Below are 21,328 nucleotides of genomic sequence, written 5' to 3'. Positions count from 1 at the left end.
CCTCGTGGTTCGGGTGGGGCATCATTCGGCTCCGCTTCGCAGGCGGGCACGCTCGCGCCACGCCGTGAGTTCGTGCAGCGACCAGCCGTCCATTTCAGACGGCGGCCAATGGAAGATGGCCGCGATATCGGCCATCGCATCCTCTACGCAGTTGGGAAGTCCGTCTCCCTCATCGCCTTCGGCAAGAAAAAAACCACGGCCTCCTGGCCGACCGCCACCAAGTCGGCCGGATCCATCGCGTTGACGTCTGCGGTGGTCAGTGCGGGCGAAGAGATGCGCGGCAACAGTGTCGCCAACGCGGTGACATCCATCTGCAGCAGATCCGCGAGCTTGAGGCCACGCAGTTCGCCGGCGCCGGGCTTGCGCACCTTGAGCTCGGTGATGGTCTGTTCGCCACGCACGATCGGCTGGTCGAGAGGAATGGCTGGGGAAAAGGTCGGGGTCATCGGAAGGTCTCAGGGCTGAGGCCTGGCGGCGCCAGGCCGAAAGGGTCAGGCGCCGATGGCGCGGCGATGCGGGGCGAGCAGATCCACGCCGTTGACGATCTCAATCATGTTCATCAGATCGATCTCGATCACGGTGGAGCCGTTGATCATCAGCTTGTAATAGCTGGCGGAGGTCTTGACGGAGAACTCGGTGTCGTCGCCGGACTTACCGGTACCGGGATCAATCTCTTTGTGACGGCCGCGCACCACAAATTCGACGGCATCCACCGCGCCGCTGTCGTCGCGCTGGTAGGCGCCGGCAAAGCGCAGCTGCACGGCGTTGTGCGTGGTGGCGCCGTACTGATTCAGCACGCTGCGCATCATGCCGCCGCATTTCCATTCGAGCTCGATCTTCTCCTGGCCGAAGTCGATGTCGACCGGGCCATTCATACCGCCCCCGCGATACTCCTCCATCTTGCGGGACAGCGTGGGCAGCTTCACTTCGACCACCTGGCCGAGATAGCTCTCACCGTTATTGAACAGGTTGAGCGCTTTGAGTTTCTTGGGCAAAGCCATGGGTTTCTCCGGGAATCTAAGGCGGGTGCGTTACGCGTTGACGCGTTCGGCGAAGTCGGCCAGGTAGCTGGTGGTGATCTTCTGGTACAGCTGCAGGTTTTCCAGCGGCGGTACTGGCGTGTAGTCGTAGTCGATGCGCAGCGCGCCATCGGCGAGCGTGGTGGCGCTGTTGACGGTGCCGTCGAACCAAGCGGTGGCATCGATCAGGTAGCCGGACGCTTTCAGGTCGCGGAACTTGGCGTTGATGTCTTCGACGATGTCTTTGACCAGCGAGGGATGCATCGGCTTGTCGACGTAGAACGCCACGCCCTCGGCGATGGTGTCGGCCAGGACCTGGGCGGTACGCGTGGCCGTCTCGAAGGCAAACATGTTGTCCTCCGCGCACGTGCGCGAACCCCAGAAGCGTTGCCCGTTGAAGTTGACCAACGTGGTGATATCGCCCTCGTTGAGCAAACCCGCATCGGTGGCCGGATCCTGCAGATCCCAGTGCACGTCCTCGGAAATGCCGGTGACTCCTGCCACGGGCACATTGGATAGGCTCTTGTGCCAGCCTTGTTCGGTGTCAATCTTGGCGCGCAGGCCGAGCGCACGTGCAGTGGCATACGCCGCTGTCGTGGTGCTGGTAGCGGTGTCGAAGGCCATGAAGTCGGGCCAGATCAGCATCAACTCGCGATCCCCGAACTTTCCACGGTAGGTGATGGCCTCAGCTACGGTTTCGGCGACTGGCCGCACATAGGCCATGGCGCGCAGCTTCTTGGCGATGGTCGCCAGCGCCTTGGCCACCGGTAGCGTGTCCAGGCCCGGCGCGCCCAGGATGCGCGGACGCACGCCCAACTGTGCTTGCGCCGCGAGCAGCGCATACAGGCCGGTATAGCCGCTGGACTTGGCCTCGCCGATGACGTTGGACGAGGTCTTGTCCGCGTCTTCGCCTTCGGCCACACGCACGACCACGGTCACCGGATTGGTCTGGTCGGCGATGCCCCGCAGGGAGTCGCGCAAGGTGCCTTTGGTGCCGGCACTGGTAATGGCACTCAGCACGTCGGTGACCAGCACGGCCTTGTCGAGCGGAAAGATCTTCTCGTCCGCATCGGACGCCGTAGCGACCAGGCCGACAATGGCAGTGGAGACGGTGCGGATGACGCGCGCACCTGCGCTGACTTCGATGACGCGAACGCCGTGGTGGTAGACAGTAGACATAGGTTCCTCGATCAGGACGAGCGGAAGCGGAGCGGGATGGTCATGCGCGAGCGCGCATTGGCGGGAGCAACGTCGGTGCGTTCGCCCTCAATCGTCAGCACGAAGCTGCCAGGCGTATCGCCGATGACCAGGGTGACGCGGGTCAGGCGCAGGCGCGGCTCCCAGCGCATCAACGCGGTGGCGGTGGCGCCGTAGAGCAGCGTGCGGGTGGCGCCGTTGAACGGCTGGTCGATCAGCTCGGGCAGCAGCGAGCCAAAATCGCGGCGCTGCTCGCGCGTGCCGATGGGGGTGGTGAGGACGCAGGCGATCGATTGGGCCAGGTGCTGCTCGCCCTCGATCACACGGCCGGTGGTGGCATCAACGCCGATCACTGCGGGCCACCGCTCAGTGCGCTGCCGGCGGTCACGCCGGTGGTCTTGTGGTTCTTGAGGCTGATCCCGCCGCCGATGACATCAGTGGTCGCCTTCGCGGTGCCGGTGATGGTCGCATCACCGTTGAGCATCGTCTTGCCGTTGACGGTCAGCGGGCCATTGAGCGTGATGCCGCCATTGGCGGTAATGGACGCGGTACCGCCGCTGGGCAGCGTGGCCTGCAGCGCATGCGCCTCGGTGTCGTAGTGGATCTGCGCGCCATCGGCAAAGCGCAGCACGTGGAGCGTGTCGGACGCGGCAGGCGCTGCGAATTGGTCGGAGTACAGGCCGCGTAGCACCAGGCCATCGGCCAGGTCGCCGGCCGGCGACAGCACCACGACTTGTTCGCCGATCGGCGGTGCCGACCAGATAATGGTGGTGCCGGCCAGTGTGACCACCCAAGGCAGATAGTCGGTCAGCATCTCGCCGACCTGTACACGGCATCGCGCGGTGGCGAGATTCACCTCGGCGACGGTGCCGAGGCGAATGGCGTTACTCAGTGCGGAGGATGCGTTGCCCATGCAGTCATGGTCGTCGCGCGCGTGCAGGATGACACTGCAGTTGTGCTGTAGCTGCGTGATCTACGCAGCGCACCGGTGCTACAAATTCGCAGGCGGTTCCGGTGCGATCACTTCGCGCTGGGTGAACTGCGCGTCGAAGTAGTACAGCCCGTCACCGCGATTGAAGTACATGCCAGGCTCGCACACGGTCTTGTCCTGGAGTGTGCGGAACTCGAAACCGTCAATGGTGAAGGCGCTATCGGAAACGATGATGTTGACCACCACGTCGGTCCCGGTTTGAATCATTGCGTAACGTCCAATCGTCATCTCAGCACCACTCGATGAAAACAAAGCCGGGGCACCCGGTGGAACCATCCTTGCCAAACGTGCTTGCCGTGGAGCCATTGGACACGCCGCCCCCACCGCCACCGCCAGCACCAAAGCCATAGCCTTTACGACTGGCCGATGTCGTTTCTCCTGCACTACGCCCGCCCGGCCCGCCGCCGCCGAATGCACAGGAGCCACCGGTACCTGCCGGTCCATAGGGTGCGTTGACTGAGATCGATGCCGAATCGCCGCCGGCTGGGTAGCCGTCTCCACCGGTTGCACCGCCGACCTGCGTTGCACCAACGAGACCGCCGCCGCCACCCTGACCCGCAGCCAGGGTGATGAGATTGCCGATGACGGTTGCTCCGCCTGCACTGCCGGCTACGCCGTTTGTCCCGTCCGTCCTTGAGCCTGCACCAGCGGATCCACCGGCACCAATGACGATCGGGACACTGGCGCCAGGCACAACCGCGAAGCGCACGCGCTGAATCGATTGCCCAGCGCCGCCACCGCCACCACCGGTCGCGGTGTAACTCGCTGACCCAAGGACTTTCTCGGCCCGCGTTGCACCGCCACCACCGCCGCCACCGCCGGCACAAGCACTGACGTAAACCGCCGTTACCCCTGCCGGAACAACGAAGGTTCCGGATGCCTCAAAGCGCGCACGGCCACTGCGGCTGTCGATCGCTGCTTTCAAAGCGTCGGGTGTGACGGCACGTTGCGCATCTGTGCCTGCAACGGTCTCTGCGCGCGTGGCAAGTTCGACGATGCCTTCCTTCTCGGTGGTCGCGGCCGGGTTGGTGAAGTTGGCATTGCCAAACGTCACCGAAGACACCGTGACCCCAGAAAACAGGATGTCGGCGGACATCAGCAGATCCGAGGCGGCGGCCTTCTCCATGATCAGCTCGGGCTGGGAATAGCTGCCCAGTAGCGTGCCGTTTTCCAAGTACAGCCCAAAGCCGCGAACCTCATAGGTTGCCCGGCTCGTGTCGCTGACAGTGACGTGGATGGTGGTGGACGACGTGGTGCCGCCCGAGATGCTGGAGAGCGTCAGGTGCTGGCCTGGGACTGTCTTCAGGTCTTCCGTTGCAGCGAATGCGGCCGCAGTGAAACCGATGCTGGACACCTTGACGGCATTGGTGCCGTTCTTCTCGGCGTTGATCAGCGCTGCACGACCAGCGGTGGTGAGAACCAGTTGTAATGCCATGGCTTGTCCCTGCGCCGTCATCGACAGACGGCGGTAGTTGATGATGCGAATACCGGTGGCCAGCGTGACGTTGCCGGTGGCCTGCAGCCCCTGCACGAAGCCGAAGTGCGAGCGAACGGGCTTGGTGCGCTCAACCTCGGCGATGACCTCATCGACAAATCGAGCGCTCGCAGCCCGCCCATCGGATCCATTGAGCGTGAGCGTCAGCTCGAAGGTATGCGGCTGGCCGCGTGGCTGCTGCTGCCACCACTCGCGGATGGTCACCGCACCCCCGAACGAGGCAACCACCATGCGGACGCTGTTGGCTGTGCCCTTGCGGCGCTGGATCGCCATGGCGCTGCGTAAGCGCGAGCGCTTGACCGCATCGCTCCAGTCGGCCTTCCAGTCGTCAACCGAGAGCGTCCACGCCAGCCACGGCAGATGGCCGGCTGGGCACGTGTCCGGATTCCACAGGTCTGGATATGGCAACGGGATCGCTTCCAGGCGCGCCGCAACGGCGGCCAGGGCGCGCTCCATCGGCGTGGCATTGGGCGGCAGCGGGGAGTTACTCATCGATGCCGGCGTGCACGATGTCGATCGCGGTGCAGTACGCAGCCTGCGTGCGGCTGATCCGAATGTCGGCTGCCGGCGAGTCCAGCTCCACGCGCTGCACGCCATCTGCGAATAGCTTTGCCTTGATGGCCGACTCGGGTACGTCGCGACCGATGCGGTGCGCCTCGTCCAGATACGCCTGCAGGCTGCGCATCGCCTCGCGCATGACCACCGCCGAGTCGGGGCCAGCATAGGTGTAGACGCGCCCACGAATGGCATACGGGACGATCTGGGCACTCTGGACCGTGACATTGTCGGTCAGCGGGCGCACGTCATCGTTGATGAGAATCGCCGCTACATCGTCCAGCAATGCCTGGGGAGCCGTGCCATCGCCGGTGCGCGATTGAACCGTGACCAGCACTTGCCCAGGCGCGGGGCTAGTCGCGCTGGCATCCATGACATCGGCTGCGGCACTGAGCGCGTGATAGATGTACGCGCCCTCGGGGCCGGCAACGCTGAAGCCCTCGGGCGCTAGCTGGATGCGGCGGCGGAAGTCGACGTCCGATTCGTAGCTCGGCGCAATGCCGTTCTCGGTTTGTCCCGGATCGAGCACCAGGCGCGCGACGCCGAACAGTGCGCCCAGGTTATCGAGGTTGGTGCCGGTGGCGAAGGCCAGCATGGTCTGCTGGGCCTTGTCGTTGGCGCGCTGGCGGATCAGTAGCTCGCGGGCTGCGAACAGCTGCAGGATCTTGTAGACCGGATCCGACTCAGTGAGTGCGGAGAACTCCGGAAGCAGCTTGCGAAATTGGGCAAGCGCTTCGGCGAAAATCGTCTCGAAGTCCAGCGCTTCGATTAGATCTGGTGCTTGTAGCTTTGAGAGATCGACAGCAGTAAAGGAAGCCATATTAGGTCCACGTACGAAGCTATATTCTTCGTGCATGGACCTGAGCGATCCAGAGCGTTTCTATGTAGATCGACTTTTTACGGAACTACACCGTTTTGAATTTGGAGAATCTTTCCTGATCAGTCTGATCCTCAATTGCCAGTGGCAGCTTTTAAGCTGCGCCGCAAAGCGGCGCCGTTTGAATGAATTATTCGGCTGCAATGCAACTATGCGAGCAGCCGTAGTTCAGCCCTACCTTCAACGGAGCAGGACGGGCATGTGAGTATGACTCCGCCGATGTAAGGAGAAAACCCGCCCTCACCATCCTGGCGGGCCGTCCAATTGTATGTGCAGCCTTTGCAGGTAACGCTCAACGATTTAAGCCCTCCTTTGGTCGGGGGCGGACGCATGCGATTACCAGTGATCTTGCGCGATTCAATGTAGCTCCAGATCGCGTCATCAATAATGAAGTTATCCGTTTCAACAGTCATGAATTTCTCCTTGCAGCCTAACGGCCTGAGTTCATCCGCCGTCGGAGGTAGCCGGCTGCGACGAATTATAGATCGCAAACGGCTCACGTAATTACAAGTCCAATCCAGTCAGCAGACATGCACAAAAACATTCCGAGCGGAAAGTGTATAAATTTTGCGCGATTGAACTCCCGATATTGCACAACCATCTCGGGGATTGGCTCTTTTTTAGCATCGTAGTACTCGTAGGACCCGAAGGTAATTGATGGATCGGGCGAGTCTGCTGGAACTATTCCCATCGTTGCGAATGTAGGGTGCTCGCTAAATCTCGTCTCAAACGGGAAAAGCGCAACGGCGAAAACCGCAAAGCCAATGGCAGCCTTTAAAAATCCTTCCTCTTTCAATATGTACGCTGCAAACATGCCCGTACCTAAAAAGATGAGGATGAGTGCCCAAAGAGTGCGGTTGCTCGCTCGCGACTCTACGTTGGCAAGTCGGTCTAGCCAACGAGTAAGTCTGGACGGCTGCTTCATGCTCGAGATCTCCTTGAGTTTGCCGAGCGTTTAACGAATGTTCGAGGTCAAAATAGGAAATAAGCCCGATGTCTAAATCGGAGCTTTTTGCCCCGTCTTCCAGGATATCCAGTACCACTTCTGCTTTGCCCCGATCACGATGCCTAATCCAAGTCCGTAAACGTGCAGCATCCTATTTGCGATTTGGATTGAGACGCCACCTTAGCAGTCTGGTTGAACGCCCTCAACGGCTGCGCATGGTCGAGTTTGTTAGTGGGCGTGATTGATAGCCTTGGTCTAGGCTAAGTGGTTCAAGAGGTGGTCGCGTATGAGCTGCCTGTCTTCTGCGGAAAGACCCAGCAGCACACGCTTCTCGTAACGCGCCCTTGGACCACCAGGCCGCACGCGCTCGGACAAGCCGTCTTGATGCACGCGGGCAATGCGCGACACGCGGCCCACAAAGCCCACGCTCACTGCGTTGGGGCTTGCACTGACCTTGAAGAACTTGGCTTGCCGAAGCTTTGCAAACATCGTTGCGCGTTTGACGCGCCCGGACTTCTGGCGCAGCTGCTGCTTGCGTGGTGCGTACGGCGTGCCATCGGGCGCTTGCTGCTTGCCGATACGCAGGCTCTGTGAGCGCCTCAGTTCGGTTCCGATCTTGCGCGCCAGCGTGCGGCGTTCACCGGGCTGCAGACGCGCCAACAACGGCGCGGCCCAGTTCTCCAGCGCGGTCAGCTCATCCATGTCGTATCGATCACCGGCTCGGGCGCATGCGTCATGTCATACCCGCCGCCGTCCTTCGCCGTCACCACCACGCGTTCGGTCAGCGGCAACTTGATCGACAGATCCACGGCGTCGTTGGCGAGGATGTCGGCCTCGAAGGCGATGTCGCCACGGCGTGACGGATTGGAAAGCAACTCGGACTGATTGACCTGCACCCATTCCAGCAGCGGCAGCATCACGCTATCCGGGTGGCCGGCGTAGTCGGTCAAGATCAGATTGAGCGTGTACTGATATTCGAACGACAGCCCCGGCTGGAACGTACTGACCAGGCTACCGGCGTCGATAAACACCAGCAGCCGGTCGGCATCGCGTGCCAGGTCCGGCAAGGCCGCAACCAGATGCGCGCGCAGGCTGGCGGGCTTGATCACGGCTCCGGCTCCGGCAAGTGCAGATCGATCCAGTCCTGCAGCGCGCTCAGTTGCGCGGCGGTGGCGTGGCAGCTGGTGTAGTTGTCGGCGACGGTACCGGTAATGCCAGAGAGCGTAATGCCGGCGGCCGGCGCATCAGGATCTCCGGTGGGCGGCCCGGCAGGGTTGCCCGAGGCGGCGGCGTCATGCAGCCGCACAAAGCCAGCAGGGATAGCGCAAGCAGCGTCTGCTTTCTGGGTGACATAGATCGGGATCTCGCGGGTGATGGTGGCGCCGGCTTCGCGCACGATCTGCACGCGGTCGACGTACTGGGTGACGACAGTGGTGGACGCCTTCGCGCTGTTGCGCTCGGCCTCAGCCTGGCGCTTGGCCTCCAGCGCGGCGTCGCGGTCCTTCTGAGCGGCGCTGACGCGATGCTCTTGCCACACGCAGCCACCGACTAGCATTGCAATCAGCGCCAGCAGGATGATCAGGCGCGTGACCATCAGCTGACGCCCAGGATCTGCAGGGCGCGCTGCGTGCGCGTGACGCGATCGCTGTGGCCCTCGGGCAAGCGCTTGGCGCGCACGTTGCCCAAGTTGATCTTGCGGCCCAGGCCAAGCACATCACCTGCATCGGCCAGCGCATTGAGGCCGTTGTCTTGCCAGTACGCCGCTGCACCCAATGCGCTGGGTTCGACCTGCAGCAGCAGATCCGGCTGCTCTTCCACCGGCAAGCCGATCAGCACACCGATGCGGCGGTAGTTGCCACGGAACGTGTGCTGCATCGGGCCACGGCCCCTGTAGCGATGACCATCGCCGCTGGCGGCGTCGCCGTTGCCCAACCGGTCGGCGTAGACGAAGTTGGCCAGGCCGACCGGATTGCGCAAGAACTTGGGCGCCTGGGCCGGCGTGACACGTGCGCCAAACACTTCCAACAGCCGAGCGCTGGTGGTGTAGGTCAGCCCTTCTTCCATGCGCGACAGGCTCAGGCTTTCGTGGCCGACCTGGCCGAGCCAGTGCGCGGCGCGGCGCTTGTTGGTGATGCCAAAGCGGTTGGCGGCGGCGAGCAGTGGGCCGTGCCAGCGCTGTGCGCGTTGCGCCGAGCACTGCATGATCGAGGCGAGCTGGGTATCGGTGAACATCAATCGACCTTCAGGATGCGCGCCACATTGCCCTGGGCGCGGTAGGTGAGTACCGCCAGCACGATCAACGTGCCAAGGTGCCAAAGACTGACTTGCGAGCCGGCGCCGGCCAGCAGGATGTGCAGTGCCTGGCCGCCGGTGCTGGCGATCAGCAACCACGCGCACCAGCCCGCGCCGCGTCGATGGCGCGCATCGACCGGGCGGTGGTAGGTAAGCAGGCGGACGCAGATGGCGAGCGAGGCCATCAACGTCAGGACGGTGACCAGGCTATGCACTGGGCGGACCTCCACGACGTAGGAAGGAAAAGTCAAAGGACTTGCTCTTTTCGATCAGGCCCAGCGTGACGGTGATCGCGCACGCCGCGCTGGCGAAGGCGGCCACGCCGCTGGACTTGATCGGCAACCAGCGCAGGATTTCCGGCGCCAGCTGGTAGCCGGCGATCACGCTCACCGGGAAATAGATCAGCCGCGCTAGCAGCGGTTGCTTGGCGGCGGACACCACGAACAACGCGCCGCCGGCGAAGGCGCCGATCAGCGCATCGCCGTCGATGCCAGGCAGCACGGAGGCAAGGCCCACACCGGTGGCGATCAAAAAGCCGCTCGATACGGAGGTGGGTTCGGTCATCAGATCAGTCCCATAGCTGCACAAGCGGCGTCATCGCCGCTGTGGTGGTGGTTACCTCGGGCAACTCCACTGGCGTGCCATGCGGCAGCACGGCGCCCAGTTCGGCCAGGCCGGGATTGAGGAGGTAGGTGCGCTCGACCAAGCCGGCCGTGCTGCCCAGGTGGCGCCAGCACAGCAGGTCGACGGTGTCGCCTTGCATGGCGTGCACGCGCATCAGATGAGCTCCACCGTGCTGCGTGGCAGGTTCTGCAGGTCGCGCACGGCCCAGCGCTGGTCGCGGCGTAGCTCGGTGATGCTCGGTGACAGGTCATCGGCGCGCTGGTTGGCACTGTCGGTCGCGTCGAAGCTGCGATAACGCTCTGCCACTTCGACCGCCGTGGCACACGCGACGGCGCGCAGGTACAGCTGCACGCGGCGCGAGACGCCGTCGACGGTGGTGCTGGGTACATCAGCCAGCGCTGCGTAGCCGCCGGCCTGCTGCGCCTGCGCCCAGGCATCCAGTTCATCGTTGACCGCCAGCATGGCGGCAACAATGGCGTGGCGTAGACGCGCATCGGTGACGGTGCCATCCAGGCGCATGCTCGCGCGCACAGTCGCCGGTGCGATCGCCGGCCAGAACGGCGCATTGGCGATCGCATCAAGCGTGGCGCTTGTGGTGCCGGTGGCAGTGAATCCGCTCATGGATGGCTCGGAATAGATCGCCGGTGGTCGGGGCGTCACCGCAGCGGTGCATTGCTGTGGATCTGCCCCGAGCCGGCGAGGGTTGCGGGGACGCTCGGTTATGCGTTGGTGCCCGCAGGCTCAACGCTGAACTTCTTCAAGAGGCGCTCGGCGCGCTCCAGATCCTTCTTGCCGCCGCAGCTGCCATGCAGGGCGATGGCACGCTGCAGGCCGGCGACAGCGGCGGCGACGATCGGCTGCGCCTGGTCGGCGGGCGTGTCATCGGTGATGCCTGCCAGCGATGCGCGGGCCAGTGCCAGGTGCAGCTTGGCGCGCACCTCATCGGGCATGTCCTGCTCGGCGGTCAGCGTGGCGGTGTCGGCCAGGACGGCCGCATCGAACGGCTGGCCGGTCTTCTGTGCCGACAATGCTGCTTCGGCGATCTCTTCGGCTAGCACGCAGCCCACCGTGCGGGTGAAGCGGTCGGGCATCTGCAGCTGGTGCTTGAGCACATAGGCCCCCAGCTCCAGCGCGCCGGCATAGTCGCCGGCATCAATGCGCCACACCATGCACGTGGTGACGATCTCATCCTGCGCACCCTGGCCACCGGCCAGCACGCCGGCCAAATACGGCACGTAGGCCGGCAGCAGCTGCACCTTGAGCGCGGCCTTGCCCTGGTCGGACTGGATCTGCTTCAGCCGCAGGCGATCGCTCTGCAGCTGCGCCATATGCTGCTCGTAGGCGGTGGCGCCGGCCATCAGCTGGTGCGGGGCACGCTGGGCGGCCTCCAGCTCGGCGAGCACGCGGCTGTGGTGACGCTTGGCGGGACTGTCGGCCATGGCTTAGGCCTCGATCTCGATATGCTCGACCACGCAGCCCAGGCCGTAGTCTTCGACCACGTAGGCATCGTTGGAGGACTCGTAGTTCTCGATGCGATCGCGTTCCGGCGCTTCCTTGATGTGACGGCGACGACCGCCGGTTTGGTAGTAGATCGACAGGTTTGCCAGCGAAGTGACCATCAACGCGCCGTCGGGCAGGTACGGCACCTCGGCGACCTGCAGGCCGCCCACGCGGCGCTGGCTCAAGATCAAGTCGGTAGCGATTTTCTCGCTGGCCGGCTGGTCCTTGTTGACCATCGGGAAATACTTGTCGTGCATCAGGTCGCGGCCCAGCACCACCACCAGGCTCGGATCCTTGCGGTGCCAGGGGTCGAGCAAGTTGCTCACGACGTCGTAAACCAGTGCGTCGAGGTTGCGATAGTCGGTGGCATCTTTATCAGCGCCGATGAGCACTTTGCCTGCCGTCTTGCCGCTCGCGAGCACGCGCTGGGCGGCGTTGGTGCGGTACTGCTGCAGCCAACCGATGTTGACGTCTTCCAGCAGCGGGAACTTGGCGCGGTCGGTGTCGGCAGCGGCGTGCGTGCCGTTGAAGCCGATCTGCAGACGGTCCAGCGCCTGACGCTTGACGATGGCGTCGCGCAGGCGCGCCTGGAAGTCGGGGAACTTGGCCCAGGTATCGAGCAGCGCATACGGGATGGCGGTGTCGAAGTCGGTCTTCTTGGCGACGTATTCGTTCTTGTCGAGCGCGGCCATGTTGCGCGGGGTGCGGGTCTTGCCGGCACCGGTATCGGTGCGGCTGGCGATGCTGCCGGTGACACCGATGCCGACCTTCTGGCCGGACAGTTCGTCCACCGGGATGATGTTGATCTTGGACAGGAATTCGCTCGACTCCTGCATGCGCGTTTCCAGCTTCTGCTGCACGGTCGGATCGACTGCGAAGGAATGGAAAGCGGAGGTGATGCCGTTGAGCTTGGCGATCTGCTCGGCGAACTGGTTGAACTGCAGGCGGGTGGCGTTTTGCATGGTGGCTCCGAAGGGTGTGGCGCTGCGGCGTGTGTGTGGTGTGGGATCAGCAGTCGGTCAGCACGGCCGCGCCGCTGCCGGTGACCACCGGCCGTGCGGGCTGCGCGGGGTCGGGCTGCTGCGACAGCGACTCGCGCAGCTGCGCCAGGTCGTTCGCCAGCTGCTCGTGCTTGGTCTTCTGCTCGGCGTGTTCGGCCTGCAGGCGGTTAAAGCGTTCGTCCTGGCCGCGCACGTGCTCGGCGATCTCTTCGACGCCCTGGCCGAGGTCGGCGAACTGTTCGGCGGTGATGCTGGTGGCGTCCTCGCTCTTGAGTGCGGTGCGGATCCGGCTGAGCAGATTGGCGACCGGGCCTTCGCTGACTTCGCTGAATTCCAGCGCGGTTTCCTCGGCAACGGTGAACAGGTTGCCCGGTGACTGCTTGCGATCGGCCAGCGGGTTGGCGTCCGGGTTCTGGCTGGCGAAGCTGAGCATTGAGGTGCCCAGACTGGCCGGCGAATCGGTCACGGCCAGGCCGACCAGATACGCCTTGCCGGTGTTGGCGAACTTCTCCTGCACCTCGATGCTGGTGTAGAGCTTCTGCTTGGACTTGTTGATGGTGATCAGGTCAGGGGTCGGCTCGATCTGTGCGAACAGCGCCAGACGCTTGGTGCCGTCGATCTCCACCTCTTCGGCCTTGACGGCGGTGACGTCGCCATACGCACGGAACGGCGAGTCCGGCAGCAGGCTGCGCATGTGCTCGATCCAGATGCGGGCGTTGTAGGTCTCGCGGTTGTAGGTGGCGGCCATGTCGTCGATCCAGCTGCGCTGAATCGTGCGGCCATCGGTGGTGGCGCCTTCGACGGCCACGCGGAACCAGTTGGAACGGAACTTCTTGGTCTTACCCGACATGGGTGTCCTCTGCGCTGGATGCGTTTGCGATGACCCATGGTCAAACGCGACGCACAGCGCAGCAACGAAACCACCATGTAAACAAGGCGATTACGCGTCGTTCAACTGTCCGGATTAAGAGGTGGGCCGCACCCTGGTCGGCATGCAAAGCGTTGCCACCCAGCTCCCGATGGACACCCGCAGACAGGCCAAGTTCCTGTACTGGATGGGATGGCGCGTGACCGAAATTGCGCAGGCCATCGGCGAGAACGAGAAGACTGTACACAGCTGGAAGTCGCGTGACGAGTGGGATCGCGCAGACAACGTTGAGCGCATCGGTGGTGCGCTCGAAGCGCGCCTGGTCGTGCTGATCATGAAGCCGGAAAAGTCCGGCGGCGACTTCAAGGAAATTGATCTGCTGCACCGTCAGCTGGAGCGCCAGGCGCGCATCCAGCGTTACCAGGGCGGCGGCAACGAGGCCGACCTGAATCCGGCTGTGGCGAACCGCAACGCAGCGCCCAAGAAGAAGCCCAAGCGCAACGACTTCACCGAGGAGCAGATCGAGCAGCTGACCACGGCATTCGTCGACGGCTGCTTCGACTATCAGCGCGATTGGTACCGGGCAGGCAACGAGCGCACCCGCATCATCCTCAAGTCGCGCCAGATCGGTGCCACGTTCTACTTCGCCCGCGAGGCGCTGATCGATGCGCTCACCACCGGGCGCAATCAGATCTTCCTCAGTGCGTCCAAGGCGCAGGCGCACTTGTTCCGCGGCTACATGCAGCAGTTCGTGCGCGAGACGATCGACGAGACGCTTTCCGGCGGCGACAGCATCGTGTTTCCCAACGGCGCCGAGCTGTTCTTCCTGGGCACCAATGCGCGCACCGCCCAGGGCTACCACGGCAATTTCTATTTCGACGAATTCTTCTGGACCTACGGCTTCAACGAGTTGAACAAGGTCGCCAGCGGCATGGCGATGCATATGAAGTGGCGCAAGACCTACTTCAGCACGCCATCGAGCATGGCCCACGAGGCCTACACGTTCTGGACCGGAGAGCGCCGCAACAAGGGCAAGCCGGCCGCGCAGCGGATTCAGATCGATGTCTCGCACGATGCGCTCGCCGGCGGTCGCCGCTGCCAGGACCGCGCGTGGCGGCAGATCGTCAACATCCTCGATGCCCAGCGCCGTGGCTGCGACCTGTTCGACATCGACGAGCTCCGCGAGGAATACAGCCCGGACGCCTTCGCCAACCTGTTGATGTGCGAGTTCGTCGACGATGGCGCCAGCATCTTCCCGCTGGCGATGCTGCAGCCGTGCATGGTCGATAGCTGGGTCGAGTGGGGTGAGGACTACAAACCGTTCGCCGCGCGCCCCTACGGCGATCGCGCGGTCTGGATCGGCTACGACCCGGCCGAGACCGGTGACACCGCCGGCCTGGTCGTGGTGGCGCCACCGCAGCTGCCCGGCGGCAAGTTCCGCTTGCTGGAGCGGATCCAGTTCCGGGGCATGGACTTTGCCAAGCAAGCGGCCGAGATCGAGCGCATCACGCGCCGCTATTGGGTGACCTACATCGGCATCGACACCACCGGCATGGGTAGCGGTGTGGCGCAGCTGGTGAAGCAGTTCTTCCCGAATCTGGTCACCTTCAGCTACTCGCCCGAGGTCAAAACCCGCCTGGTGCTCAAGGCCTTCGACGTCATCCACAACGGCCGGCTGGAGTTCGACGCCGGCTGGACCGACGTGGCCCAGTCGTTGATGGCCATCCGCAAGACGATGACGGCCAGCGGCCGGCAATCCACCTTCACTGCTGGCCGCTCGGAAGAGACCGGCCACGCGGACCTGGCGTGGGCACTGTTCCACGCGCTGCAGAACGAACCGCTGGAAGGGCGCACCGCGCGCAACTCCGGCTTCATGGAGATCTCTTGATGTTGACCGACCAGCTGCCCGCGACCGCGCCTGCAGCGCCAGCAGTGCCCGCACGCACCGAGGCGTTCACCTTTGGCGACCCCACGCCGGTGCTCGATGGGCGCGGGGTGCTGGACTATCTGGAGTGCTGGCAGAACGGGCGTTGGTACGAGCCGCCGGTGGCGTTGGATGGCCTGTCCAAGACCACGCGCAGCAATCCGTTCCTGCAGTCCGGGCTGATCTTCAAGCGCAACATGCTGGCGCGCACCTTCAAGCCGCACCGGCTGCTGACGCGCGAGGCCTTCGAGCAGCTGTCGCTGGACTGGATCACGCTGGGCAATGGCTACCTTGAGCGCCGCCGTAATCGCATGGGTGGTGCGCTGTCGCTGGCCGCGCCGTTGTCCAAATACATGCGGCGTGGCGTCACCGATGGCGAGTACTTCCAGGTGCGCACCTGGCACGACGAGCACGCCTTCGAGCCGGGTAGCGTGTTCCAGCTGCGCGAGGCCGATGTCGATCAGGAGCTCTACGGCCTGCCTGAGTGGATGCCGGCGATGCAGTCGGCGCTGCTCAACGAGTCGGCCACGTTGTTCCGCCGCAAGTACTACAACAACGGCTCGCACGCCGGTTTCATCCTGTACCTGACCGACCCGCAGCAGAGCCAGGAGGACGTCGACGCGCTCCGCAATGCCATGAAGGGCGCCAAGGGGCCAGGCAACTTCCGCAACCTGTTCCTGTACTCGCCGGGCGGCAACAAGGACGGCCTGAAGCTGATCCCGGTCAGCGAAGTGGCGGCCAAGGACGAGTTCAGCGGCATCAAGGGCATCACCCGCGACGACATGCTGGCCGCGCTGCGCATCCCGCCGCAGCTCATGGGCATAGTGCCGCAGAACGCTGGCGGCTTCGGGTCGATCCGTGAGGCCGCTGCCGTCTGGGCCGCTAACGAGCTGGAACCGCTGCAGGCGCGCATGCTGAAGATCAACGACTGGGTGGGCGATGAGGTGATCGCCTTCGCCCCCTACGCGCCGCCAGCGGCCGCGTAATCCTTTCCCACTGCAAGACCACGCAATGCTCAAGAACCTCCGTTGTGGCGAATGCGCCCGCCTGCTGTGCAAGGCCGGCGCCTTCGATGAAATTCAGATCAAGTGCCCGCGTTGCGGCACGCTCAATCACCTGAAGGCCGAGAGCCTCACCTCCGATCGCCGCGAGCGAATCCAAGAAGGCTCTCACCATGAAAAACCAGCTGCTCCAGGGCGACGCCCTGACCATCCTGCCCACGCTCGAAGCGAATTCGTTCGACGCGCTGATCACTGATCCGCCCTATGCGAGCGGCGGCCTGACTGCCGCTGCCCGTGCGCGGTCGCCCTCGACAAAGTATTGCCGGGATGGCGGACATGCCGACTTCGTTGGTGACGAACGCGACCAACGCTCGCACTTGCAATGGATGCACCTTTGGTTGTCCGAATGCGCGCGCGTGCTCAAGGATGGCGCGCCGGTGCTGCTGTTCACCGACTGGCGGCAGCTGCCATTGACCACTGACGCGCTGCAGATCGCCGGATTCACCTGGCGCGGCATCACCGTCTGGGACAAGACCGAAGGCGTGCGGCCGCAGTTGGGCCGGTTCCGGAACCAGGCCGAATACATCGTGTGGGGCAGCAAAGGCAACATGCCGCTGGATCGCCGCGCGCCGGTGTTGCCTGGTGTCATCCGTGAGCCAGTGCGAAAAGCCGACAAGCACCACCTGACCGGCAAGCCGACAGAGTTGATGCGGCAGCTGGTGCGAATCTGCGAGAGCGGCGGCCGGGTCCTCGATCCGTTCGCCGGCAGCGGCACGACGCTGGTCGCTGCGCAGTTGGAGGGCCTGGAGTCGGTAGGGATCGAGATGACCAGCCACTACGCGGCCCTGACCCGCGATCGCCTGGCGCACGCCTGAACCTGCATCCCAAGGCACCCACTACGAGCCGCCCGTCAGGGCGGCTTTTTCATGCGTCGCTTCCAGGGAAGATGTTCGGTTGTGCGTAGAAGCGCCGTTCCATTTCTTCCAACTTTGCAACGCTTTCACGTAGTTGCGGGCTCAGATCATGCGCGCCAGGTGCCGGGGCTGGTCGGCCGACGTGATTCCTGAGCGCAGCTGCCAGCGTTGACGCCTGTATGCCAAGTTTCCCGTACTGCAGTCTTAGCTGTAAGAACCCAGAATCGGGATCTTGTCCAGCTTCGAAAGCGATTAGCTCCTTGGCTTGCCTGTATGCGGTTGGCAACGCGAAAACCCGATCAAGGAGGTCGAACGGCAACGATTTCCAATTGACGTCGAGGGCGCGCATGTCAAGAGCCGGTGCACTGACCGTACTCTCCTGAAACCCTCTTGAGTCAGGGTATCCCACATCAGCCGCCACATCGGCGCAACGGCTCGCGAAGGCGTTGAGTTCACTTGCTACGGTGATAGCCAGGTAGACCAGATCCTCTTCCTTCTGCTTACTCTCCCGTCGCCACGCGACTATCGCTTGGAAGAGTCCACCAATGATCACGCCGATTAAACCGAATGCGCCGGTCAGTAGTTGGGGGTAGAGCTTTGGGTCCATGCGTCACACCAATTCACTTGTCGGTCTATCAGACCTCAGGGTGCTAATGCTACCGGGCGTGGCGCGCGCAATCGTCGCCCCGCCACGCCTGCGGTCTTCATGGGTGGGTTTCGCTGCACGCCTGCACCGGCGGAAACAGACCGCCTGCATTGGCGCTGCGGCGCCTTGTCACCTGCTTGCAGTCCCTGCGGAACCCTGCATGAGACGGGGGTCTGGTTCGACGGTTTGGGATCACTAGAACCAGGTCCAGTGAGTGCGGGAATTTCGATGTGGCCATCGGGATAGGGTAATCGGTAATTTCCCCACTGCTATCCGGCATAGGGGGTTGATTTTAAAGGAAAATAGCTGATTACCTTTTGAGGTGATCAAAGGTAATCTCTTAGCTTCTAAAAGGTAATCTCTTTGATTTATAAGGATTTTTTCGACTGTCAGATTACCTGGCCAAAAGGCAATGGGGTTACCTTGAAATTACTCTTTTATTACCTTTAGAGATTTCATATAAGCATTTGATATGCAAGAAAAAATGTCCTGTTTTTCAGGCCGATTACCTAAATTACCTCACCCCGATGGCCGCTTCCAAAATTGCCCCAATTTGCCCGGCTGTATTGTCCAGGCCGCTCGCCTCGTCGGAGATCTGCGCATCCATGCGCAGCGCAGCACCTGAGTGCATGGCCGGGTCACACAGGAGGGTAGGGGCCGGCCCTTCAATGAGGCCTTGGCGCTATCAACAAGTGGCGCGGGGAAGATCAGCCAGGGAGGAAGTGAACCGTCCGGAGAGGGGGTCTTGCCGCGATGCCCAAGCCGGCTACGACTGCCACCCGCTTGTTCCGAGCCTAGCAGTACCTCGCACGAATCGGCGATTACCCAGCGAACTGGGCGACCCGATGCGATGCAGTGAAGCTGAGATGACCATTATGCATACGAGCACTTTAGAGAAAGCTCTGGAGGCCGCTAGCTGGGCTAGACGCTCGATGAAGCATTTATTGCAACTGAGCCCACCCACAGTGCCGAGGACATTTGATGAACGCTTTCCTGCAACGCCTTAACGTTGGCCGCCGCTTGGGCATGGCTTTCGGCCTTTTGATTTTGCTGTCGGGCTTGCTTGTTGCCACTGGCCTAATGGCCATGTCCAACGCTCGCACCGAGCTTGATGCGATTGTCAACAGCAACATGGAGCGCATTCAACTCTCAAACGAAATGCTCGATGCAAATACCAATGTGGCGATCAGCCTGCGCGACATCGTGATGGTCGATGGCGAAGAGGGTAATCGCCGAGCGATGGCACTAGTTGAGACCAATCGTAAGCGCTACAAAGACGCCCATGATGCTCTAGCTGCCCTGCCTAGCAGTGATGCAGAGAAAGGAGCGCTTAGGCTTGTGAACGAGAAGCGCGACGTGTCAGTCAAGTACAACAATCAAGTGCTTGAGTACGGCGGCCGCGATCAGAACGACGAGGCAAAGGCGATTCTTGTGGGAGCGGGCGCGGTTGCAATGGACGAGCAGCAGGCGGCTATCCGTGCCAATGCGTCGTTAGAGCGTCAGCTCAGCCAGGACGCATATGCCGCAGCATTAGCATCGATGCACCGTGGCAAGATTATCCTCACGACCGGTGGCACGGCAGCTCTATTGATCAGTGCGCTACTGGCTTGGCTAATTACGCGGAGCCTCACTGCGCCGCTGAGCCAAGCTACCCAAACTGCAGAATCCATTGCCGCAGGCAATTTAAACAACGATGTGCATAGTGTTGCTACGGATGAGACAGGGCGTCTGTTGCAGGCAATGGAGAAGATGCAGCTACAGCTACGTAACCTCATCGCCGCGCAGACCGACATGGCCAAGCGGCATGACGATGGCCAGATCAGCTTCCGTATCGATGCCTCCGCATTCCCGGGCGACTACGGTCGCATGGCCAACGACACCAACCTGCTGGTGGCCTCGCACGTCGCCGTGCAGACCGATCTGGCACGCATCATGGGGCGCTATGCCATTGGCGACCTCAGCGACGACATGAGCAAGCTGCCGGGCGAAAAGGCCGTGTTCACCGACACCATGGCGCAGGTCAAGGCCAACCTCGGCGCGATGAATGGGGAGATCAAGCAATTGGCACAGGCCGCAGCCAACGGCGACTTCAGCGCTCGTGGCGATGCCGAGCGCTTCCAGTACGACTTCCGCGTGATGGTGGACAGCCTCAACACCTTGATGGCCACCGCCGATGGCAACTTGCAATCGCTGTCCGGCCTGCTGCAGTCCATCGCTGCGGGCGACCTCACCGCACGCATGAGCGGCGAGTTCCGCGGCGTGTTCGCACAGATGCGCGACGACGCCAATGCCACCGCCACACAGTTGGCCGAGATCGTGGGCAGCATCAAGACCTCGGCCATCTCGATCAACGGCGCGGCCAGCGAAATCGCTGCCGGCAACCAGGATCTATCGCAGCGCACTGAACAACAGGCCGCCAATCTCGAAGAAACCGCTGCCTCGATGGAGGAGCTCACCTCCACCGTCAAACAGAATGCCGCGGGTGCGCGTCAGGCCAACCAGCTCGCCATCGGTGCCGCCAGCGTGGCGGTGCAAGGCGGCGAAGTGGTCAGCAAGGTGGTCGACACCATGTCCGGCATCGAAGCCTCGTCCAAGAAGATCGCCGACATCATCTCGGTCATCGACGGCATCGCCTTCCAGACCAACATTTTGGCCTTGAATGCCGCAGTGGAAGCGGCACGTGCCGGTGAGCAGGGCCGCGGCTTTGCGGTGGTCGCCTCGGAAGTGCGGACGCTGGCCCAGCGTTCGTCGGGTGCGGCCAAGGAGATCAAGGACCTCATCGACGACTCCGTGCAGCGCGTGGCCGAAGGCTCCGCGCTGGTGCACACCGCCGGCAAGACCATGGGCGAAGTGGTGGCCAGCGTGCAGCGCGTCACCGACATCATGGGTGAGATCTCCGCTGCCTCGCAGGAACAATCGGCCGGCATCGAACAGGTCAACCAGACCATCACCCAGATGGACGAAACCACCCAGCAGAACGCAGCCCTGGTGGAAGAAGCCACCGCCGCTGCACGTGCGCTGGAAGAACAGGCAGTTGGCCTGACCGAGGCGGTTGCCGTGTTCAAAATCGAGGAAACGGCCGCACCCACTACGGCTTCTTCTACTACCCGTTCGTCCATCGCGGTGAAGGGGAAAGCCTCCGTGGCAGTGCCAAGTCCGAAATCAAAGCTACGTGTTGTGCCCCTGGCAGCAAGCCATGAAGCAAGCTGGCAAGAGTTCTAAGCGGAATACGTTAGGAGGACTCCAGCACAGGCGGGCTGCCACTTATCGCCCCATGTCGCCGGGAGAATTCACCTGGGAAGCCTTGTAGCACTAAGGCGTTCGATACGCGGCGCGGGAAAAAAATTCCAAATATCTACTTGATTTTGAAACAAAAACGTGTTTACTCTTAATCAATAGGTCCAAGGTTCGAATCCTTGACGGCCCACCAAATAAAAGCACTTAGGCAAACACCTAGGTGCTTTTCTTTTTTCCGGTA

At 62.7% G+C, this 21,328-nt stretch carries 28 protein-coding genes and 1 pseudogene; 5 read left to right on the top strand and 24 right to left on the bottom strand.

The genetic code is table 11. From position 1 onward, the window contains the following. Nucleotides 1-21: 21 nt before the first annotated feature. From AC1PLU_RS17300 to AC1PLU_RS17190, 23 genes and pseudogenes are all read right to left on the bottom strand, one after another. Nucleotides 22-135 (bottom strand): GpE family phage tail protein, encoded by a 114-nt coding sequence (locus AC1PLU_RS17300; RefSeq protein ID WP_005922203.1) that lies wholly within the window; start codon nucleotides 133-135, stop codon nucleotides 22-24. Between the two features lie 8 nt (nucleotides 136-143). Continuing rightward, complete coding sequence (locus AC1PLU_RS17295) at nucleotides 144-446, bottom strand: phage tail assembly protein (RefSeq protein ID WP_057672078.1); 303 nt, start codon at nucleotides 444-446, stop codon at nucleotides 144-146. Between the two features lie 45 nt (nucleotides 447-491). Then, nucleotides 492-1,001 carry a phage major tail tube protein gene (locus AC1PLU_RS17290; protein ID WP_006450505.1) on the bottom strand — a complete coding sequence of 170 codons (510 nt, stop codon included), beginning with the start codon at nucleotides 999-1,001 and terminating at the stop codon, nucleotides 492-494. Nucleotides 1,002-1,031: 30 nt separating this feature from the next. Then, entirely contained in the window at nucleotides 1,032-2,198 is a 1,167-nt protein-coding gene (locus tag AC1PLU_RS17285; protein WP_481106865.1) for a phage tail sheath protein, read from the bottom strand. A gap of 11 nt (nucleotides 2,199-2,209) precedes the next feature. Continuing rightward, complete coding sequence (locus AC1PLU_RS17280; RefSeq protein ID WP_481106864.1) at nucleotides 2,210-2,569, bottom strand: GPW/gp25 family protein; 360 nt, start codon at nucleotides 2,567-2,569, stop codon at nucleotides 2,210-2,212. Next, entirely contained in the window at nucleotides 2,566-3,129 is a 564-nt protein-coding gene (locus AC1PLU_RS17275; RefSeq protein ID WP_481106863.1) for a phage baseplate assembly protein V, read from the bottom strand. The genes AC1PLU_RS17280 and AC1PLU_RS17275 overlap by 4 nt, the downstream gene beginning before the upstream one ends. A 78-nt stretch (nucleotides 3,130-3,207) precedes the next feature. Next, complete coding sequence (locus AC1PLU_RS17270; protein WP_481106862.1) at nucleotides 3,208-3,414, bottom strand: hypothetical protein; 207 nt, start codon at nucleotides 3,412-3,414, stop codon at nucleotides 3,208-3,210. Nucleotides 3,415-3,436: 22 nt separating this feature from the next. Further along, nucleotides 3,437-4,642, bottom strand: coding sequence for a glycine-rich domain-containing protein (locus tag AC1PLU_RS17265; RefSeq protein WP_481108546.1), 1,206 nt, complete (start codon nucleotides 4,640-4,642; stop codon nucleotides 3,437-3,439). 9 nt (nucleotides 4,643-4,651) lie between these two features. Further along, nucleotides 4,652-5,194 (bottom strand): annotated as a pseudogene (locus AC1PLU_RS17260) (phage tail protein I); the annotation flags it as partial. Continuing rightward, nucleotides 5,187-6,077: a baseplate assembly protein gene (locus AC1PLU_RS17255; RefSeq protein WP_481106861.1), complete on the bottom strand. Its 891-nt coding sequence runs from the start codon at nucleotides 6,075-6,077 to the stop codon at nucleotides 5,187-5,189. The gene AC1PLU_RS17255 and the pseudogene AC1PLU_RS17260, both read right to left, overlap by 8 nt. A 206-nt stretch (nucleotides 6,078-6,283) precedes the next feature. Further along, the gene (locus AC1PLU_RS17250; protein WP_481106860.1) at nucleotides 6,284-6,547 is read right to left on the bottom strand and encodes a hypothetical protein; all 264 of its coding nucleotides are present in this window, start codon (nucleotides 6,545-6,547) and stop codon (nucleotides 6,284-6,286) included. A gap of 83 nt (nucleotides 6,548-6,630) precedes the next feature. Then, nucleotides 6,631-7,059, bottom strand: a complete 429-nt coding sequence (locus AC1PLU_RS17245) for a hypothetical protein (protein ID WP_481106859.1) — start codon at nucleotides 7,057-7,059, stop codon at nucleotides 6,631-6,633. A gap of 276 nt (nucleotides 7,060-7,335) precedes the next feature. Next, a complete protein-coding gene (locus AC1PLU_RS17240) occupies nucleotides 7,336-7,782 on the bottom strand; it encodes a phage virion morphogenesis protein (RefSeq protein WP_481106858.1) in 447 nt (148 codons plus the stop codon). Continuing rightward, nucleotides 7,770-8,189: a phage tail protein gene (locus tag AC1PLU_RS17235; RefSeq protein WP_481106857.1), complete on the bottom strand. Its 420-nt coding sequence runs from the start codon at nucleotides 8,187-8,189 to the stop codon at nucleotides 7,770-7,772. The genes AC1PLU_RS17240 and AC1PLU_RS17235 overlap by 13 nt, the downstream gene beginning before the upstream one ends. Then, nucleotides 8,186-8,674 carry a hypothetical protein gene (locus AC1PLU_RS17230; protein ID WP_481106856.1) on the bottom strand — a complete coding sequence of 163 codons (489 nt, stop codon included), beginning with the start codon at nucleotides 8,672-8,674 and terminating at the stop codon, nucleotides 8,186-8,188. The genes AC1PLU_RS17235 and AC1PLU_RS17230 overlap by 4 nt, the downstream gene beginning before the upstream one ends. Continuing rightward, nucleotides 8,674-9,312 (bottom strand): glycoside hydrolase family 19 protein, encoded by a 639-nt coding sequence (locus AC1PLU_RS17225; RefSeq protein ID WP_481106855.1) that lies wholly within the window; start codon nucleotides 9,310-9,312, stop codon nucleotides 8,674-8,676. Before AC1PLU_RS17225 ends, AC1PLU_RS17230 begins: the two co-directional genes overlap by 1 nt. After that, the gene (locus tag AC1PLU_RS17220; protein ID WP_005922189.1) at nucleotides 9,312-9,587 is read right to left on the bottom strand and encodes a phage holin family protein; all 276 of its coding nucleotides are present in this window, start codon (nucleotides 9,585-9,587) and stop codon (nucleotides 9,312-9,314) included. Before AC1PLU_RS17220 ends, AC1PLU_RS17225 begins: the two co-directional genes overlap by 1 nt. Next, nucleotides 9,580-9,936, bottom strand: a complete 357-nt coding sequence (locus AC1PLU_RS17215; RefSeq protein WP_005929454.1) for a phage holin family protein — start codon at nucleotides 9,934-9,936, stop codon at nucleotides 9,580-9,582. Before AC1PLU_RS17215 ends, AC1PLU_RS17220 begins: the two co-directional genes overlap by 8 nt. A 4-nt stretch (nucleotides 9,937-9,940) precedes the next feature. After that, the gene (locus AC1PLU_RS17210; RefSeq protein WP_005917735.1) at nucleotides 9,941-10,150 is read right to left on the bottom strand and encodes a tail protein X; all 210 of its coding nucleotides are present in this window, start codon (nucleotides 10,148-10,150) and stop codon (nucleotides 9,941-9,943) included. After that, on the bottom strand, nucleotides 10,150-10,617 hold the full coding sequence (locus tag AC1PLU_RS17205; RefSeq protein WP_481106854.1) for a head completion/stabilization protein: 468 nt from the start codon (nucleotides 10,615-10,617) through the stop codon (nucleotides 10,150-10,152). The genes AC1PLU_RS17210 and AC1PLU_RS17205 overlap by 1 nt, the downstream gene beginning before the upstream one ends. 98 nt (nucleotides 10,618-10,715) lie before the next feature. After that, entirely contained in the window at nucleotides 10,716-11,435 is a 720-nt protein-coding gene (gpM, locus tag AC1PLU_RS17200; protein ID WP_481106853.1) for a phage terminase small subunit, read from the bottom strand. 3 nt (nucleotides 11,436-11,438) lie between these two features. Then, nucleotides 11,439-12,458, bottom strand: coding sequence for a phage major capsid protein, P2 family (locus tag AC1PLU_RS17195; RefSeq protein WP_254813473.1), 1,020 nt, complete (start codon nucleotides 12,456-12,458; stop codon nucleotides 11,439-11,441). A gap of 46 nt (nucleotides 12,459-12,504) precedes the next feature. Beyond that, nucleotides 12,505-13,347, bottom strand: a complete 843-nt coding sequence (locus tag AC1PLU_RS17190; protein WP_254813472.1) for a GPO family capsid scaffolding protein — start codon at nucleotides 13,345-13,347, stop codon at nucleotides 12,505-12,507. A gap of 142 nt (nucleotides 13,348-13,489) precedes the next feature. On the opposite strand from AC1PLU_RS17190, the gene AC1PLU_RS17185 reads away from it, so the two are divergent. Genes AC1PLU_RS17185 through AC1PLU_RS17170 form a run of 4 tightly spaced genes read left to right on the top strand, consistent with a single transcriptional unit; the run spans nucleotide 13,490 to nucleotide 17,165 of the window. Further along, on the top strand, nucleotides 13,490-15,253 hold the full coding sequence (locus AC1PLU_RS17185) for a terminase ATPase subunit family protein (protein ID WP_031421394.1): 1,764 nt from the start codon (nucleotides 13,490-13,492) through the stop codon (nucleotides 15,251-15,253). Next, entirely contained in the window at nucleotides 15,253-16,275 is a 1,023-nt protein-coding gene (locus tag AC1PLU_RS17180; protein ID WP_481106852.1) for a phage portal protein, read from the top strand. The genes AC1PLU_RS17185 and AC1PLU_RS17180 overlap by 1 nt, the downstream gene beginning before the upstream one ends. A gap of 25 nt (nucleotides 16,276-16,300) precedes the next feature. After that, nucleotides 16,301-16,546 carry a Com family DNA-binding transcriptional regulator gene (locus tag AC1PLU_RS17175; RefSeq protein WP_078560558.1) on the top strand — a complete coding sequence of 82 codons (246 nt, stop codon included), beginning with the start codon at nucleotides 16,301-16,303 and terminating at the stop codon, nucleotides 16,544-16,546. Further along, nucleotides 16,464-17,165, top strand: a complete 702-nt coding sequence (locus AC1PLU_RS17170; RefSeq protein ID WP_046341921.1) for a DNA-methyltransferase — start codon at nucleotides 16,464-16,466, stop codon at nucleotides 17,163-17,165. The genes AC1PLU_RS17175 and AC1PLU_RS17170 overlap by 83 nt, the downstream gene beginning before the upstream one ends. A 49-nt stretch (nucleotides 17,166-17,214) precedes the next feature. On the opposite strand, the gene AC1PLU_RS17165 is transcribed toward AC1PLU_RS17170, so the two are convergent. Then, on the bottom strand, nucleotides 17,215-17,811 hold the full coding sequence (locus tag AC1PLU_RS17165; RefSeq protein WP_046341922.1) for a hypothetical protein: 597 nt from the start codon (nucleotides 17,809-17,811) through the stop codon (nucleotides 17,215-17,217). A 1,020-nt stretch (nucleotides 17,812-18,831) separates the two neighbouring features. Here AC1PLU_RS17165 and AC1PLU_RS17160 point away from each other — a divergent pair. Then, nucleotides 18,832-21,072: a methyl-accepting chemotaxis protein gene (locus AC1PLU_RS17160; RefSeq protein WP_481106851.1), complete on the top strand. Its 2,241-nt coding sequence runs from the start codon at nucleotides 18,832-18,834 to the stop codon at nucleotides 21,070-21,072. Nucleotides 21,073-21,328 lie beyond the last annotated feature (256 nt).

Source organism: Xanthomonas sp. NCPPB 2933 (assembly GCF_056725225.1).
The sequence above is the reverse complement of the archived record's forward strand: the minus strand, read 5'-3'. Positions and strand labels throughout refer to the sequence as shown.

What these genes read in the sequence shown, in the direction of transcription:
- AC1PLU_RS17300 (WP_005922203.1), bottom strand. Translation starts at nt 135, where the DNA reads ATGGCCGATATCGCGGCCATCTTCCATTGGCCGCCGTCTGAAATGGAC.
- AC1PLU_RS17295 (WP_057672078.1), bottom strand. Translation starts at nt 446, where the DNA reads ATGACCCCGACCTTTTCCCCAGCCATTCCTCTCGACCAGCCGATCGTG.
- AC1PLU_RS17290 (WP_006450505.1), bottom strand. Translation starts at nt 1,001, where the DNA reads ATGGCTTTGCCCAAGAAACTCAAAGCGCTCAACCTGTTCAATAACGGT.
- AC1PLU_RS17285 (WP_481106865.1), bottom strand. Translation starts at nt 2,198, where the DNA reads ATGTCTACTGTCTACCACCACGGCGTTCGCGTCATCGAAGTCAGCGCA.
- AC1PLU_RS17275 (WP_481106863.1), bottom strand. Translation starts at nt 3,129, where the DNA reads ATGGGCAACGCATCCTCCGCACTGAGTAACGCCATTCGCCTCGGCACC.
- AC1PLU_RS17270 (WP_481106862.1), bottom strand. Translation starts at nt 3,414, where the DNA reads ATGATTCAAACCGGGACCGACGTGGTGGTCAACATCATCGTTTCCGAT.
- AC1PLU_RS17265 (WP_481108546.1), bottom strand. Translation starts at nt 4,642, where the DNA reads ATGGCATTACAACTGGTTCTCACCACCGCTGGTCGTGCAGCGCTGATC.
- AC1PLU_RS17255 (WP_481106861.1), bottom strand. Translation starts at nt 6,077, where the DNA reads ATGGCTTCCTTTACTGCTGTCGATCTCTCAAAGCTACAAGCACCAGAT.
- AC1PLU_RS17250 (WP_481106860.1), bottom strand. Translation starts at nt 6,547, where the DNA reads ATGACTGTTGAAACGGATAACTTCATTATTGATGACGCGATCTGGAGC.
- AC1PLU_RS17245 (WP_481106859.1), bottom strand. Translation starts at nt 7,059, where the DNA reads ATGAAGCAGCCGTCCAGACTTACTCGTTGGCTAGACCGACTTGCCAAC.
- AC1PLU_RS17240 (WP_481106858.1), bottom strand. Translation starts at nt 7,782, where the DNA reads ATGGATGAGCTGACCGCGCTGGAGAACTGGGCCGCGCCGTTGTTGGCG.
- AC1PLU_RS17230 (WP_481106856.1), bottom strand. Translation starts at nt 8,674, where the DNA reads ATGGTCACGCGCCTGATCATCCTGCTGGCGCTGATTGCAATGCTAGTC.
- AC1PLU_RS17225 (WP_481106855.1), bottom strand. Translation starts at nt 9,312, where the DNA reads ATGTTCACCGATACCCAGCTCGCCTCGATCATGCAGTGCTCGGCGCAA.
- AC1PLU_RS17215 (WP_005929454.1), bottom strand. Translation starts at nt 9,936, where the DNA reads ATGACCGAACCCACCTCCGTATCGAGCGGCTTTTTGATCGCCACCGGT.
- AC1PLU_RS17210 (WP_005917735.1), bottom strand. Translation starts at nt 10,150, where the DNA reads ATGCGCGTGCACGCCATGCAAGGCGACACCGTCGACCTGCTGTGCTGG.
- AC1PLU_RS17205 (WP_481106854.1), bottom strand. Translation starts at nt 10,617, where the DNA reads ATGAGCGGATTCACTGCCACCGGCACCACAAGCGCCACGCTTGATGCG.
- gpM (WP_481106853.1), bottom strand. Translation starts at nt 11,435, where the DNA reads ATGGCCGACAGTCCCGCCAAGCGTCACCACAGCCGCGTGCTCGCCGAG.
- AC1PLU_RS17195 (WP_254813473.1), bottom strand. Translation starts at nt 12,458, where the DNA reads ATGCAAAACGCCACCCGCCTGCAGTTCAACCAGTTCGCCGAGCAGATC.
- AC1PLU_RS17190 (WP_254813472.1), bottom strand. Translation starts at nt 13,347, where the DNA reads ATGTCGGGTAAGACCAAGAAGTTCCGTTCCAACTGGTTCCGCGTGGCC.
- AC1PLU_RS17185 (WP_031421394.1), top strand. Translation starts at nt 13,490, where the DNA reads ATGCAAAGCGTTGCCACCCAGCTCCCGATGGACACCCGCAGACAGGCC.
- AC1PLU_RS17180 (WP_481106852.1), top strand. Translation starts at nt 15,253, where the DNA reads ATGTTGACCGACCAGCTGCCCGCGACCGCGCCTGCAGCGCCAGCAGTG.
- AC1PLU_RS17175 (WP_078560558.1), top strand. Translation starts at nt 16,301, where the DNA reads ATGCTCAAGAACCTCCGTTGTGGCGAATGCGCCCGCCTGCTGTGCAAG.
- AC1PLU_RS17170 (WP_046341921.1), top strand. Translation starts at nt 16,464, where the DNA reads ATGAAAAACCAGCTGCTCCAGGGCGACGCCCTGACCATCCTGCCCACG.
- AC1PLU_RS17165 (WP_046341922.1), bottom strand. Translation starts at nt 17,811, where the DNA reads ATGGACCCAAAGCTCTACCCCCAACTACTGACCGGCGCATTCGGTTTA.
- AC1PLU_RS17160 (WP_481106851.1), top strand. Translation starts at nt 18,832, where the DNA reads ATGAACGCTTTCCTGCAACGCCTTAACGTTGGCCGCCGCTTGGGCATG.